Source organism: Allorhizobium paknamense (assembly GCF_030815125.1).
Classification (GTDB): Bacteria; Pseudomonadota; Alphaproteobacteria; order Rhizobiales; family Rhizobiaceae; genus Allorhizobium; species Allorhizobium paknamense.
This window is the reverse complement of sequence record NZ_JAUSWH010000007.1, coordinates 121,242-136,446: the sequence shown is the minus strand read 5'-3', so window position 1 is coordinate 136,446 and position 15,205 is coordinate 121,242. Positions and strand designations below refer to the sequence as shown.

General features: G+C 61.0%; 11 protein-coding genes. 3 read left to right on the top strand and 8 right to left on the bottom strand.

From position 1 onward, the window contains the following. Positions 1-88 precede the first annotated feature (88 nt). The 8 genes from QO005_RS12685 to QO005_RS12645 form a co-directional block, all read right to left on the bottom strand. Positions 89-1,462, bottom strand: coding sequence for a GH1 family beta-glucosidase (locus QO005_RS12685; protein WP_307158407.1), 1,374 nt, complete (start codon positions 1,460-1,462; stop codon positions 89-91). Positions 1,463-1,599: 137 nt separating this feature from the next. Next, positions 1,600-2,772, bottom strand: a complete 1,173-nt coding sequence (locus QO005_RS12680; RefSeq protein WP_307158406.1) for a Gfo/Idh/MocA family protein — start codon at positions 2,770-2,772, stop codon at positions 1,600-1,602. 29 nt (positions 2,773-2,801) lie between these two features. Next, positions 2,802-3,854 (bottom strand): sugar phosphate isomerase/epimerase family protein, encoded by a 1,053-nt coding sequence (locus tag QO005_RS12675; protein ID WP_307158405.1) that lies wholly within the window; start codon positions 3,852-3,854, stop codon positions 2,802-2,804. Positions 3,855-3,942: 88 nt separating this feature from the next. Next, positions 3,943-5,250: a xylose isomerase gene (gene xylA / locus QO005_RS12670; RefSeq protein WP_307158404.1), complete on the bottom strand. Its 1,308-nt coding sequence runs from the start codon at positions 5,248-5,250 to the stop codon at positions 3,943-3,945. Positions 5,251-5,279: 29 nt separating this feature from the next. Next, complete coding sequence (gene xylB, locus QO005_RS12665) at positions 5,280-6,725, bottom strand: xylulokinase (protein WP_307158403.1); 1,446 nt, start codon at positions 6,723-6,725, stop codon at positions 5,280-5,282. A 20-nt stretch (positions 6,726-6,745) separates the two neighbouring features. After that, the gene (locus QO005_RS12660; RefSeq protein WP_307158402.1) at positions 6,746-7,765 is read right to left on the bottom strand and encodes a LacI family DNA-binding transcriptional regulator; all 1,020 of its coding nucleotides are present in this window, start codon (positions 7,763-7,765) and stop codon (positions 6,746-6,748) included. 483 nt (positions 7,766-8,248) lie between these two features. Beyond that, positions 8,249-9,823 carry a DHA2 family efflux MFS transporter permease subunit gene (locus QO005_RS12650; RefSeq protein ID WP_307158401.1) on the bottom strand — a complete coding sequence of 525 codons (1,575 nt, stop codon included), beginning with the start codon at positions 9,821-9,823 and terminating at the stop codon, positions 8,249-8,251. Between the two features lie 196 nt (positions 9,824-10,019). Continuing rightward, entirely contained in the window at positions 10,020-11,240 is a 1,221-nt protein-coding gene (locus QO005_RS12645) for an HlyD family secretion protein (RefSeq protein ID WP_307158400.1), read from the bottom strand. Positions 11,241-11,390: 150 nt separating this feature from the next. Between QO005_RS12645 and QO005_RS12640 the strand changes: the two genes are divergently transcribed. From QO005_RS12640 to QO005_RS12630, 3 genes are all read left to right on the top strand, one after another. Continuing rightward, the gene (locus QO005_RS12640) at positions 11,391-12,077 is read left to right on the top strand and encodes a TetR/AcrR family transcriptional regulator (protein ID WP_307158505.1); all 687 of its coding nucleotides are present in this window, start codon (positions 11,391-11,393) and stop codon (positions 12,075-12,077) included. Between the two features lie 64 nt (positions 12,078-12,141). Beyond that, complete coding sequence (locus tag QO005_RS12635; protein ID WP_307158399.1) at positions 12,142-12,906, top strand: TerC family protein; 765 nt, start codon at positions 12,142-12,144, stop codon at positions 12,904-12,906. A 117-nt stretch (positions 12,907-13,023) separates the two neighbouring features. Further along, positions 13,024-14,784 carry an SLC13 family permease gene (locus QO005_RS12630; RefSeq protein ID WP_307158398.1) on the top strand — a complete coding sequence of 587 codons (1,761 nt, stop codon included), beginning with the start codon at positions 13,024-13,026 and terminating at the stop codon, positions 14,782-14,784. The last annotated feature ends 421 nt before the right edge of the window (positions 14,785-15,205 follow it).

Sequence of the window (15,205 nt, the reverse complement as noted above, 5' to 3'; positions counted from 1 at the left end):
TTCGGCAATCCCTGCACGCCATGGATAGATGTCACTCCTCGATATCTGTCAAAGAAAGACAGAATAGGCGAGAACTGCCACCAAAGATTTAAACTTTCGGCGCAAATTGGCTTGAATAGGCGCACATCAGATCACGATACCACTTGCCGCTCTTTTTCAGCGTCCGCATCTGGGTATCGTAATTCACATGCACGAGACCGAAGCGCATGCGGTAGCCTTCCGCCCATTCGAAATTATCCATCAGGCTCCAGGCGAAATAGCCTTTCATCGGCAGGCCTTCCGCTGCCAGATCGGCCACCACGCCAAGGTGATCGGCGTAATAATCCAGCCGTGGCTGGTCATCCACCTCTCCGGACACCGGCTCCATATTGTAGCAGGCGCCGTTTTCGGTGATGAAGCACGCAGGTAGCTCGTAGCGGGCGTAAAGATCTTTCACCAGCGATGCCAATGCCGGAGAATAGACCTCCCAGCCGATATCCGTCTTGATGTCCGAGTCCGGCGGCGCGCTGACGGTGGCCGGGAATTCGCCCCTTTCGGAAGGATCATCGGCAACGCGCATGGGCGTGTAGTAATTGAGGCCCCACCAGTCGAGCTTTTGCGAGATGATCTCCAGATCGCCATCCTCAACCTTCGGCATACGGTTGCCCAGGGCCGCCAGGAATTGATCGGGATACTCGCCCTTGAAGACCGGATCGAAGAAGACACCATTGTGGAACTGATGCGCCCGCTCGGCAGCGGCCTTGTCCGCCTCGCTCCCGGAGCCGGGGATGACCGAATGGGCGTTCAAGACCAGCCCCACCGGCACATTGGCCGCCACCTGCCGTACGGCATCGACGCCCAGCCCATGGGCGAGATTGGTGTAATGCAGGGCATGCAGAGCCGCATCCATGTTACGCTCGCCCGGCGCGTGCACGCCGTAGAGATGCGACAGCCAGACGGAACACCAGGGCTCATTGAAGGTCGCCACCGCATCCAGCCGGTCGGCCAGCCGCGCCATCACCACCTTCGCATAACGGTGGAAGGCATAGGCCGTGGAGCGTGCCGTCCAGCCGCCATCGCCCATCAATGCCAGCGGCAGATCCCAGTGATAGAGCGTCGCATAAGCCTTGATACCCCGGTCTTTCAGGCCGTCCAGCAGCCGGTCATAGAAGTCCAGCCCCTTTTCATTGACCCGCCCTACACCGTCGGGAAGGATGCGCGGCCAGGCAATGGAAAAGCGATAGGCGGAAACACCCATCTCCTTCATCAGGTCGAGATCCTCTTCCCAGCGGTTGTAATGGTCGCAGGCGACGTCGCCATTATGACGCTCGAACACCCGGCCCGGCATGTTGGAAAAGGCATCCCAGATGCAGGCCTTGCGGCCATCTGCCTTGGTTGCCCCTTCGATCTGATAGGAAGCCGTGGCGACACCGAAGAGGAAATCACCCGGGAAACGGGCTGCGAGTTGAACGGGATCGGCCATGAAAAACTCCCCCAACGGCAAGAGAACGCGACGTGATATTTAAGCGCAGTTCTGACTTAAACCACAATCATGACAGGTAAAAGCGTGAAATGAGAAAGGCGAGCCACCGGACCGCCTCTCTCGTCCCTGCGGGAACATCACAGCTTTATCCAGGCCCCGTTCTGCCGGGAGGATTCGATGCAGGCGGTGACGAAAGCCACGCCCTTCACCCCGTCATCCACGGTCGGATAGAGCACGGCGGGGTCCAGCGAAACACCGCCACGCGCGGCGTGAATGGCAAGCGCCGCCTCCGAATAAATGGTCGCAAAGGCCTCGAGATAGCCTTCCGGATGCCCCCCTGGAATACGGGTGACACGGGAGGCGGCAGCGCCCGCCCCTGCACCGCCGCGGGTGATCAACTGCTTTGGTTCGCCCAGCCGGGTAAACCAGAGATAATTGGGATCGGCCTGCGTCCACTCGATCCCGGCCCTGGTGCCATACACGCGGACCTTCAGGCCGTTTTCATGACCCGTCGCCACCTGGCTGCACCAGAGCAGACCCTTGGCGCCCCCCTTGAAGCGCAGCATCACATGGGCATTGTCGTCCAGCCGGCGTCCCTCCACGAAGGTGTGCACATCCGCCGCCAGTTCTTCCAGTTCGAGGCCGGAGATGAAACTGCCGAGATGGAAGGCATGGGTGCCAATATCTCCCGTGGAGCCGCCGACGCCGGATTGCGCCGGATCGGTACGCCATACAGCCTGCTTGGCCCCGGATTGCTCTACCGGTTCGGCCAGCCAGTCCTGCGGATATTCCATCTGCACCAGCCGGATCTCGCCCAGTTCGCCGCTGGCCACCAGTTCACGCGCATGGCGTACCATGGGATAGCCGGAATAATTATGGGTGAGAATGAAAAGCGCCTTGGCCTTGTCCGCCGCCTCTTTCAGCTTTTTCGCATCGTCGAGGTTCGAGGTCAGCGGCTTGTCGCAGATCACGTGGATGCCGCGTTCCAGAAACGCTTTCGCTGCCGGATAGTGGACATGGTTGGGCGTGACGATGGAAACGGCTTCAATCCCGTCAGGCCGGGCCGCTTCCTTTTCCGCCATCTCCTCGAAGGAGCCGTAGCAGCGGCCGGGATCGAGGCCCAGCGCCACGCCGGACGCCTTAGACTTCTCCGGCGTCGAGGAAAGTGCCCCCGCCACCAGGTCATAATGATCATCCAGCCGTGCAGCCATGCGGTGCACGGCGCCGATAAAGGCGCCCTGCCCGCCGCCGACCATGCCGAGCCGGATCTTTGCCGCGCGCGCGCCTTCCTTGCTGGCTTCAATTGCCATGGGAAATCCTCCTCAAATCTCGTGTTTGCTCAAAGACCCAGCATGCGCCGGTTGGCCGCCTCATCCGTGCCGCTGGCGGCAAAATCGTCAAAGGCGTGATCGGTGACGCGGATGATATGGGCCTTGACGAATTCCGCCCCTTCGCGGGCGCCATCCTCGGAATTTTTCAGCGCGCATTCCCACTCGACCACGGCCCAGCCTTCGAAATCATAAGCCGCGAGCTTGGAGAAGATCGCGCCGAAATCCACCTGGCCATCCCCCGGCGAGCGGAAGCGGCCCGCGCGGTTCACCCAGCTCTGATAGCCGCTGTAGACGCCCTGCCTGCCCGTGGGGTTGAACTCAGCATCCTTGACGTGGAACATCTTGATGCGCTCGCGGTAGATGTCGATGTGATCGAGATAATCCAGGCATTGCAGCACGTAATGCGAGGGATCGTAGAGCATGTTGGCGCGGGGATGGTTCTTCACCCGCTCCAGGAACATCTCGAAGGTCACGCCGTCATGCAGGTCTTCGCCGGGATGGATTTCATAGCAGACGTCCACGCCATGCTCTCCCGCATAGTCGAGAATGGGTTGCCAGCGCCGCGCCAGTTCGTCAAAGGCGGTTTCGATGAGGCCCGCCGGGCGCTGCGGCCAGGGATAGATGAAGGGCCAGGCCAGTGCGCCGGAAAAGGTGGCATGGGCATCGATGCCGAGATTGCGCGACGCCTTGATGGCATATTTGACCTGGCTGACCGCCCATTCCTGCCGGGCCCTGGGATTGCCGCGCACCTCCGGCGCCGCAAAACCGTCAAAGGCCTCGTCATAGGCCGGATGCACGGCCACGAGCTGGCCCTGGAGATGGGTGGAAAGCTCGGTGATCTCAACGCCGTTCTGCCGGGCAATGCCGGTCAGTTCATCGCAATAATCCTTGGATTCGGCAGCCTTTTTCAGGTCGATCAACTGGCTGGCCCAGGTCGGCACCTGCACGCCCAGATAGCCCTTTTCGGCCGCCCAGCGGGTGATCCCATCCCACGAATTGAAGGGTGCGGCATCGCCCGCAAACTGACCCAGAAAAATGCCGGGACCCTTGATCGTCTTCATATCCATCTCCTCCAAAAGATACTGAAACGTTGCAGTTGATCTAGCAAAAAGAGACGGCGGGGAAAACCTCCCCGCCGCCGAATTTCATTCAAACGTATTTGTTGACGATATTTTCCAGCAACTCCTGCTTGCCCGATTTCGGCTGCGGATTGATGTTTTCCTTCTCGACGCGGGCGGCAATGCTCTCCAGCGTTTCGCCGGTCAGCATGGCTTTTGCCGCGCCGTTTTCCCAGCCGGCATACCGGGCATCGAGCGGACCGGAGAGCGCCTTGTCCTCGATCATCCGGGCGGCGGCCTTCAGGCCGCGGGCGCAGCAATCCATGCCGCCGATATGGCCGATCAGCAGATCTTCCGGATCCAGCGACTGGCGGCGCAGCTTGGCATCGAAATTGGTGCCGCCGGTGGTGAAACCACCGCCTGCCAGAACCTGATAATAGGCGAGCGCCATTTCCGGCACATTGTTGGGGAACTGGTCGGTATCCCAGCCGGACTGGTAGTCGTTGCGGTTCATGTCGATAGAGCCGAAAATGCCGAGCGCATTGGCCAGCGCCAGTTCATGCTCGAAGGTATGGCCAGCCAGGATCGCATGGCCCTGCTCGATATTGAGCTTCACTTCCTTTTCGAGACCATATTTCTTCAGGAAGCCGTAAACGGTGGCGACATCGTAATCATACTGATGCTTGGAGGGTTCCTGCGGCTTCGGCTCGATCAGGATCGCACCCTTGAAGCCGATCTTGTGCTTGTATTCCACCACCATGTTCAGGAAGCGGCCCATATGGTCCAGTTCCTTTTTCAGGTCGGTGTTCAGCAGGGTTTCATAGCCTTCGCGCCCACCCCAGAGCACGTAGTTCTCGCCGCCGAGCTTGTGCGTGGCGTCGATGCAGGTCTTTACCGTTGCCGCCGCAAAGGCAAACACATCCGGATCGGGATTGGTGGCCGCACCCGACATGTAGCGGCGATGCGAGAAGAGATTGGCCGTACCCCAGAGCAGCTTGACGCCGGTTTCGGCCTGCTTCCTGGCAAAGTAATCGACGATCTCGTTGAGGTTCTTCGTGTTTTCGGCAAAGCTCTTGCCTTCGGGGCGGGCATCGGCATCGTGGAAGCAATAGTATGGCACGCCGAGAAGCTGGAAGAATTCAAAGGCCACATCGGCCTTCAGCCTGGCGGCCTCCATGCTGTCCTTGAACCACGGGCGCTCGAAGGTGTTGCCCCCGAAGGGGTCCGTGCCCGGCCAGACAAAGGTGTGCCAATAGGCAACGGCAAAGCGAAGATGATCTTCCATGCGCTTGCCGAGAACCACTTCATCGGGATTGTAATGGCGGAAGGCGAGCGGATTGTCGCTGTCTGCGCCCTCATACTTGATCTTGGAAATATTGCCGAAAAAGCCTGTGCTCATGGGATGGTTCCTCCTTGGGATCTTGTTGTTCAAAGGGATTTGATGGCGGGGTAAAGCGCCCGGTATTTTTGATAGGCCGCCTCATACGCCGCCGCATGGGCGGTGGCAGGCTCGACGACAGCCTCCGTTTCCGGGGCGGTCAGCACCGAGAGCGGGTCGGCTCCCGTCGCGGCAATCAGGCCAAGACGGGCAGCGCCGAAGGCCGCGCCAAAATCACCGTCGGCTGGAATATCCACCGGAATGCCCAGCACTGTGGCAATCGCCGACAGCCAATACCGCGAGCGCGAACCGCCGCCGATGGCCGTGACGCGCGAAAGCGTCGTGCCTGCTGCCTTCAAGGCTTCCAGACTGTCGCGGATGGCAAAGGCCACGCCTTCCAGCACGGCCTGGGTCAGCACCGCGCGGCTGGAGTCATGGCCAAGGCCCACGAAAGCACCGCGAATGGCGGCGTCATTATGTGGCGTGCGTTCGCCGGAGAGATAGGGCAGGAAGGTGACACCGCTCGGGGCCTTCAGATCATCGCCCAATTCCGTCGTCAGTTCGCCCGCCGGCTTGCCGGTAATGCCGGAATACCAGTTGAGCGCATCCGTGGCCGAAAGGATCACGCCCATCTGGTGCCAGGTGGCGGGCAGCGCATGGCAGAAGGCGTGAACGGCGCTTTCCGGCTTGGGTAGATAGGCGGCATTGGCGGCGAACAACACGCCCGATGTCCCGAGCGAGACGAAGGCGGCTCCTTCCCGCACCGTGCCCATGCCGCAGGCGGACGCCGCATTGTCACCCGCGCCACCGGCCACGACCACATCGCCCATGCCCCAGTCCGCCGCAACCTCCTTGCGAAGTTTTCCGGCCCGGTCCGTGCCTTCCACCAGCCCCGGCATCTGGCTTTCGGTGAGATGGGTGGCGGCCAGAAGTTCGGAAGACCAGGCGCGCTTGCCGGTATCCAGCCAGGAGGTGCCTGCCGAATCCGACATGTCGGAGAGATATTCTCCCGTCAGCCAGAGCCGCAAATAATCCTTGGGCAACAGCACACTGGAAACCCTGGAAAACACCTCTGGCTCATTGTTCTTCACCCAGAGCAGCTTCGGCGCGGTAAAGCCCGGAAAGACGATATTGCCGGTGAGCGCCCGAAAACGCGGATCAGCATCGAGTTCGGCGGCCTCCTGATGCGAGCGGGTATCGTTCCACAAAATACAGGGCCGCAGCACCTGATCGCGGTCATCGATCAGGGTCGCGCCATGCATATGGCCGGAAAGGCCGATGCCCCTGACCGCCGCAAGCTCGCGGGAAAATTCCCCCTTCAGGCCCGTCACCGCCGCCCTGGTCGCCGCAATCCAGTCGGCGGGGTTCTGCTCCGACCAGCCGGAATGCGGGCGCTGCACGGTGAGTGCGCCATTGGCGGAGCCGATCACCCGCTGATCGTCATCGATCAGCATGGCCTTTACGCCGGATGTGCCAAGATCAATCCCGAGATACATTATGCCTCCTCCATGCCTCTTCAGGGCAGGTTGTCTTTCAAGAAGATATCGATGCGGATGCGTTCCTGCGCGTCCACGACGCTCGATCCATCGGCCAGCGCCTTCAGCACCCGGATGGCGCTGCGCACCTCATGCCCGGCATCCTGATTGAGCACGGCGTCGATCTGGCCGGCCCGCAGGGCATCGCGCGTCGTGGCGGTGAGTTCATGGGCAATCACAACAGGCCTTTTCTCCGCCCGCAGCGCCCGGATCAGGCCACGATTGCCGGCGCCAAGACTGTAGATCCCGGCAAGATCAGGGTGCTCCGCCAGCAAAGCGCCGAGCAGCGCTTCCACCTGCTGCGGTTCATCGCGCCCCTCCAGAACCGGCAACAGCGCCAGATGCGGAAAATCCGTCTGCATCACCGATTGAAAGCCTTCCGCCCGTTCGCGATGGTCACGCACCAGCAGGGAACCGGCCATGATGGCCACCTTTGCCGGAGTGTGACCCAGAAAGCGGCCCAGCAGGCTGGCTGCGGTGCGCCCGGCGGCGTGGTTGTCGATCCCGGCGAAATGATCGCGGCGCGAACCGGGCAGATCGGAAACCAGCGTCACCACCGGCAAGCCCGCCTCCACCAGCGCATCGAGCGCCGTCCGCACCTCAGGCGCATCCACCGCCACCAACGCCACACCATCCGGCTTTTCCGTGAGAAGCCCGTAAAGGGCTACAGCCTGGGCAGCCGCATCGAAGGGCGGCAGTTCCACGGTTTCGATGCGCATGCGGTCGCCGCTGGCCCTGAGGGCGGCTGCCTCGACTTCGCCGCGCAGCGCCCGCATGAAGCTGTTGTCATTGCCGGGCAAAAGAAAAACGAAGCGATAGATCCGCCCCTTGGCAAGGTTGGCGGCAAACACGTCCCGCACATAGCCAAGCGCCGCAATCGCCTCCTCGACCCGGATACGGGTCTCGGAGCGAACGCCGGGACGGCGGTTCAGCACGCGGTCCACCGTTGCCAGGCTGACCCCGGCATGGGCGGCAATATCATGCACCGTCGGCTTCGTCACACAACCTCCCGCAGCAGCCTTCGGCGCAAGCTGTAGACCATCTTTCCAGCCGGGTAAATCAAAATTTGATGTACGTACCTCAAGATCAGCGCATTGTTCCGGGAAAAGCGGAGTTGCGGTGTTCGGTCCGGAAATCTGGAAAAACAAAAGGCAAAAAAGCCGCCTTCCGAAGAAGGCGGCCAGCGCCCGGCGGAGGTCGTGCCGGGGAAAGGGGGCGGGGTATGGGCGTCTTCGCCGTCTGCTTCCAGGAGAAGCGGAAACCGGCTTTCTTGAAAAGGCCCTACTGCATAATTCCTTAAATCGGAATCGATTTAAGGATAAAATTATGCAGCAGATTTAAAGCGTTACAGCGAACCTTTGTGCGCCATATATGGCGCACGGCGCTGTAGAGCATAATCCGACCGGAGTGAAACGAGGATCGACAAGATTATGCTTCAAAAATAAACCGTTAGAGCGCCGATCTGATTCAATCAGATCGGCGCTCTAATGGGCGTCCGGCGGCGGCGCGGATTCCGGCTTTTTCACCAGAACGGTCATGATTGCGAGGATCACGAAGAGAACGGTCAATCCCATGAAGACATCGATGAAAGCCATGATCCAGGCCTGCTGGTTCACCATGCTCGACATCCGCTTCAAGGCCGCAAGATCGCCGTCCAGCCCGAAGGTGGAATAGTTTGCACTCATCGTGTCCAGCCAGTTCATTGCGGCGGGATTGCTCCAGGTCACGCTTTCGGCAATGCGGCTGGTATGAAAATCGGTGCGCCGGGTGAGAAGCGTATTGATCACCGCCAGCCCCACAGCACCCCCGAGATTTCGCGTCAGGTTATAAAGCCCCGAGGCGTTCTTGATGCGCTCCGGCGGCAAGGTGCCAAGGGCGATGTTGTTGATCGGCACCATGCAGGTCATCAGGGCGCAGCCGCGCAGGATCTGCGGCCAGAGCAGCTCGTAGAAATCCCAGTCCTTGGTCATGCCGGAAATCATGTAGGTGCCGCCACCAAAGGCGATGAAGCCCACCGCCATCATCAGACGCAGATCCATCTTGGCGGACAGCATGCCGGCAATCGGCGCCGTGAGGAACATGCACAGGCCGGAGACGAACATGGTCTCGCCGATCATCAGACTGTCATAGCCCCGCACCCGCGCCAGATAGAGCGGATAGAGATAGGTCAGGCCATAAAGCCCCATGCCCATGGTGAAGGAAAACAGCGAGCCGAAGGCAAAGTTTCGGTTGGCGAAGGCCTTGAGATCCACCACCGGCTGCTCGGCCGTAAAAGCCCGATAGAAGAACAGAACGCCGCCGAAGGTCATGGCAATGGCACCCCAGACGATACGCTCGTCGTTGAACCAGTCCTTGCTATTGCCCTCTTCCAGCACATATTCCATAGCCCCCAGGAAGAGCGCCATGGCAAACAGGCCCGTCCAGTCGAACTTGGCCATCAGAGACCGATCCGGCTTGTCGAAATCCACGAAGCTCCAGGTGACCAGCGTGACGATGATGCCGGGGATGACGTTGATCAGGAACAGCCAGTGCCAGGACATGGCATGGCTGATATAGCCGCCCACCGTCGGGCCGATGGTCGGCGCAAGCGTTGCCACAAGGCCGATGATCGGTGAGACGATACTGCGCTGGGAAGGCGGGAAGATGGTGAAGGCCGCCGCAAACACAGACGGGATCATGCCGCCGCCAATAAAGCCCTGAATGGCGCGGTAGATGATCATCTGCTCGATATTGGTGGCCGTGGCCGCAAGCGCGCTGGAGAGGGTGAAACCCGCAGCCGCCATGGCAAACAGCACGCGGGTCGACATGATGCGCGCCAGAATGCCCGAAAGCGGGATCATGATCACTTCCGCGATCAGATAGGCCGTCTGCACCCAGGACACCTCTTCGGAGCCCGCGCCGAGACCCGCCTGAATTTCGGAGAGCGAGGCCGAGACGATCTGGATATCGAGGATCGCCATGAACATGCCGAAGACCATGGCCAGAAAGCCGATCATGCGGCCTGTGCTGACTTTCTCCGGAAAATCGGCTGAAACGGTCGGATTTGCCGTTGCTGCCATGTGCCTGCTCCGCCTTGTGATGGGTGTATGAAAGCGTTTCGCCGTTCAGGGAACCATGCCCCGACGTTGCGCTTGTGGGGTGTCAGATGCTGCCAGCGACATGCCGCGCTCAGGACGTGTCATCCGGACCGTGTCCGACCGTCTTGTCATCGCGGGAGTAGCGGGACGCGGGAAGCGCCCCACCACTCATCTTCGATTACTTGTTGGCGCTCGGGGCCGTGCGGGTATCCACATCGACGACGACACTCAGGCCGGCGCGCATGTGACCCTTGGCCAGCACATCGTCAGGAATGGCGATGCGAACTGGCACGCGCTGGATGACCTTGGTAAAGTTCCCCGTGGCATTTTCCGGCGGCAGCACCGAGAAGACCGAACCGGAGCCCGGCGCCAGCGACACCACCGTACCCTCGAAGGGGTGTTCATCCCAGGCATCGACATGGACGCGCACCTTCGAGCCGGGCTCGATATGGGCGAGCTGCGTTTCCTTGAAGTTGGCTTCGATAAAGAGCTGCGATACCGGCACGAGGGCCGCCAGCCGCTTGCTGCTGGAGACGTAATCGCCCACCTGCACGCCGCGATTGCCGATCACGCCGTCATAGGGCGCGCGCAGAACCGTGAAATCGAGATCGCGCTGCGCCTTCACCACGGCCAGTTCATCGGTGCGAACCGTGGCAACCGCCTCGTCGCGCTGACCCTTCAACACGTCGAGGCTGGCCTGGGCATAGGCGATGGAAGCCACCGATGCGGCCACATTGGCGCGGGCCGTGGCCAGTGTCGAGGTGGCGGTGTCGAGTTCCGATTTCGAGACAACGGACTGGGCCTGCAGGTCGGTCACGCGGCGGAAGTTGATCTCCGCGGTCTGCAGGGTGGCGTCATAGGCCAGCTTCTGCGCCTTGGCCTGTTCGAGCGAGGCTTCGCCACCCTTGATCTGGGCTTCGATGCGGCTCACCGTCAGCTTCTGAGTATCCAGCTCACTTTTGGCCTGGTCGAGCGCGATGCGGTAATCGCCATCATCGAGGCGCACAAGCACATCGCCCGCCTTCACATGCTGGTTCTCGGTAAACTCGACGCTCTGCACATAACCGCTGACCTTCGGCGTGATGATAGCGATATCACCCTGCACATAGGCGTCATCGGTGGAGACCAGGAAGCGGCCTTCCGTCCACCAGTTGTAACCGTAGAAGCCCCCCGCTGCGAGCAGGGCGATGCCCAGGATCGGCAGAACAGGGCTGCGGCGCTTGCGGGCAGGCTTGGCGGGTGCCTCGGAGGGCGGGGCGGCAACCGATGCCTGCTCCCGGCGTGCCTCGGGCGCTTCGGCGCGGGCGGCATCGGCAGAAACCTTGGCATCATCGGCCACGACGGCATCCTCCGTGGTATCGACGGCGCGCACCGCGCCCTTGCGTGACGAGACAGACATTCCCAGTCCCCATAAGACCTAACGATTGAAAGAAATCGAACGGAACCGTTCGGTTCGATTTGACATAAGCCTTTTCTTGTCGCATATCAAGTCTCAAATCAGGTGTTGGCTTGCTGAGAGTTAATTTTCGGAACGCACATGAGCACAATCATGCATGAGGTCCCTTCAACCGAGGATGGCGCGAAGGAAGGAACCGACCGCGCAACCGGCGGCCGCTTCGCCGCGGGCGAAGACCCGGCCAAGCGCGAGCAGATTCTGGACGGCGCCAAGCGCGCCTTCATGAAATATGGCTTCGACGCCGCGAGCATGAACGACATAACGCGCGAGGCGGGTGTCTCCAAGGGGACGATCTATGTCTATTTTCAAAATAAGGAAGATCTGTTCTCGGCGCTGATCGAGCGGGAAAAGGGCCGCTTCACCGAGTCGCTGCGCCATATCATGGCCGGGCGCACCGACACCCGCCAGGCTCTGCGCGATTACGGCATCGCCTTCGTTCACCAGATCTGCGATACGGATTTCATCCAGGCGCTGAGGGCAGCGCTCGGTGTGGTCGACCGCATGCCCAATCTCTGTCAGAGCTTCCTGATCAATTCTCCTGCCAATGCCCGGGCGGTGCTGGCGGAGTTTATCGACCACCAATGCCGGATCGGCGCGCTGAAGATCGATGACACCGAGCTTGCCGCCCGCCAGTTCATCGAGCTTGCTACAGGCAATTTCTTCAAGTTCAAGCTGTTCGGCGAGATGAAGACGCGCCCGCCTGAATCGGAAGTGGAACGGGTGGTGGACAGCGCCATCCACCTCTTCCTGGCTGGATACGGCACCGACAAGACCCGATGATGCTTGTGCCGGGATCAAATTTCAGGCACTGAAACGATCCCGGACGCAACAATAAGGTCGCTTCATGCAGGACATCGCGCTTCTTCTCCAGGATCCAGCCGCCTGGATAGCCCTTGTCACCCTGATTGCCATGGAAGTGGTGCTGGGCATCGACAACCTGGTGTTCATCTCCATTCTCACCAACAAACTGCCGGAATCGCAGCGGGAAAAGGCGCGCCGCATTGGTATCGGGCTGGCGCTCGTCATGCGGCTTGGCCTGCTTGGCACCGTCGCCTGGATCGTGCAACTCACCAATCCCGTTTTCACCTTGTTCGGCCATGGTTTTTCCTGGAAGGACATGATCCTGATCGCCGGCGGCCTCTTCCTCGTCTGGAAGGCAACCAAGGAAATCCATCACAGCGTCGATCCGGAAGACAAGGATGGTGACTTCATCGCCTCTTCCGCCACCACGACCATGGGCGCGGCCATTGGCCAGATCCTGCTGCTGGACCTCGTCTTTTCCGTAGACAGCATCATCACCGCGGTCGGCATGACCGAGCATGTGACGATCATGGTGATTGCCGTCATCGTTGCCGTCAGTGTCATGCTGCTCGCGGCCAATCCGCTGGGCCGTTTCATCGAGAAGAACCCCACCGTCGTCATGCTGGCGCTGGGCTTCCTGCTGATGATTGGTATGACGCTGATTGCCGACGGCATGGGCTTCCACGTACCCAAGGGCTATATCTACGCCGCCATGGCTTTCTCGGCCCTGGTGGAAGGGCTCAACATGATGGCGCGGCGCAAGAAGCGGCTGGACCGGCAGGCTGCGGAAAAGCACACCCGGCATTGATCGGCGGGAACAAGCGCCGCTCCATCGGCATTCTGGAGTGACGCCTGGCGTCATCATTTGTTTTGAGCATGTCCGGAGAAGCGGATTGATGTATCCGGACATGCTACCGGGAGCCGCATGTCTACCGATCAGATCCTGTCCTTCGCCGTTATAGGCGGCATGATGCTCGTCTTCATCATCGATCGCATTCGCTATGACATCGTGGCAGGCGTCACGCTGATGGTGGCGGTTGTGCTTGGCATCGTCCCGGCCGACAAGGCCTTTTCCGGCTTCAGCGACGATATCGTCATCATTGTCGGCAGTGCGCTGGTGGTCAGCGCCGGCGTGGCGCGCTCCGGCCTGGTGGATGCGGCCATCAAGCGCTTCTTTCCCAATCTTTCCTCTCTGCGCGGCCAGATGCTGCTGCTGGTGGCCTCCGTCACCATCATGTCGGCCTTCATCAAGAATATCGGCGCCCTGGCGATCATGATGCCGGTCGCCTTCCAGTTTGCCCGCCGCTCCGGCACCTCGGCCTCGGCCTTCCTGATGCCCATGGCCTTCGGCGCGCTGCTCGGCGGGCTGATGACGCAGATCGGCACCTCGCCCAATATCGTCGTTTCGCGGATCAGGGGTGAACTGACCGGCACACCGTTCACCATGTTCGATTTCACCCCCGTCGGTGCAACGCTGGCTGCCGTCGGCGTTCTTTTTCTCATGGGGTTCTATTGGCTGGTGCCGAAGCGGGAAAACCAGAATGCCAGCCTGCAGGAAGCCCTGAGCAATTCGCATTTTTCGACGGAAGCCACCCTGCCGGAAGACTCGGCGCTCGCGGGCAAGTCCCTCAGCGACCTGCTGCGGTCGGCTTCGGGCGAGGTCATCGCCACCGCGATCCTGCGGGGCCATCGCCGGATCTCGCCCTTTCCGGACATGCAGTTGAAGGCGGGCGACACGGTTCTGCTCGAAGGCCCTTCCGATGCGCTGGACCGCCTGGTCTCACAGAGCGAGTTGAAGCTGTCGGGCGGAGACATTGCTGAGGGCGGCGAAATGACTGCCATCGAGGCGGTGATCGGGCCGGAGTCGGAACTGACCGGCCTCTCGGCCCGGGATATTTCGCTCTTCAACACCTATGGCATCAATCTTCTTGCCGTCAGCCGGCAGGGAAAGCGGCTGCGCGAACGGCTCTCGGAGCTTCGCCTGCGCACCGGCGATGTGGTGGTGCTGCAAGGGCAGCGTCAGGCCCTGCCCGATGCGCTGCGCGATCTTGGCTGCCTGCCGCTGGCGGAGCGGGAAATTCTCCTCGGCACCAGCCGCAACGCCCTTGTTCCGGTGATCATTCTCATCCTCGCCATGGGCTCGACGGCGCTCGGGCTTGCCCCTGTGCCGGTGGCCTTTTTTGCGGCGGCGCTTGCCATGGTGATCTTCCGCGTCATTCCGCTCAACGATCTTTACAGGGCCGTGGACGGTCCGATCCTCGTCATGCTGGCGGCACTGATCCCGGTGAGCGACAGTCTGCGCACCACCGGCGGCAGCGAAATCATTGCGGGCTGGCTGGGAAACATCGCCCACGGCCTTCCCGCCTACGGGGCGCTGGGCCTGATCCTGATCGCCGCCATGGCGGTAACGCCCTTTCTCAACAATGCCGCAACGGTGCTGGTGATGGCGCCCATTGCTGCAAGCTTCGCCCATAATCTCGGCTACCGGCCGGATGCCTTCCTGATGGCGGTTGCCATCGGCGCGGGGTCCGACTTCCTCACCCCCATCGGCCACCAGTGCAATACGCTGGTGATGGGCCCGGGCGGTTATCGCTTCAGCGATTACCCAAGGCTCGGCTTGCCGCTTTCCATTCTGATCATCCTGGTTTCCGTGCCGATGCTGATGCTGGTCTGGCCGGTGCGGTGATGTCGGCCCCCTTTCTCCATAACGGCACCTGAAGCCCAAAAGGAGAAAGCCTGCGTCGGCGGGACGCAGGCTTTCGGGCGGGGGACGGGGGTTGCTAGAACAAGGAGCGTACGGGTAAGGGGCTCGTCTGCCATTTCGTTGGCTACGGAGAGAAACCGGAAAAATCCCCGTATTCCCCAGCTCCGTCGCGTCCGGTTGGCACGACCCTTGTTCTGGTGTGCCTAACGGTGCTCGCCATGTTTGGTTCCCGCTTTGCGCGCATTTTTTCAAAAAAGATTTCGCGGGGTCGAAAGAGCCCTCTGCTCGGGGTTTTTCTTGACGCTTGCCGTTGAATATGGCCTAAGGCCAGCAACGAATTGATGGCGGGAAACCGGTTTATCGCCATCGAGTTCGAAACCAGATGTCACTGGCTGTTTTTCAG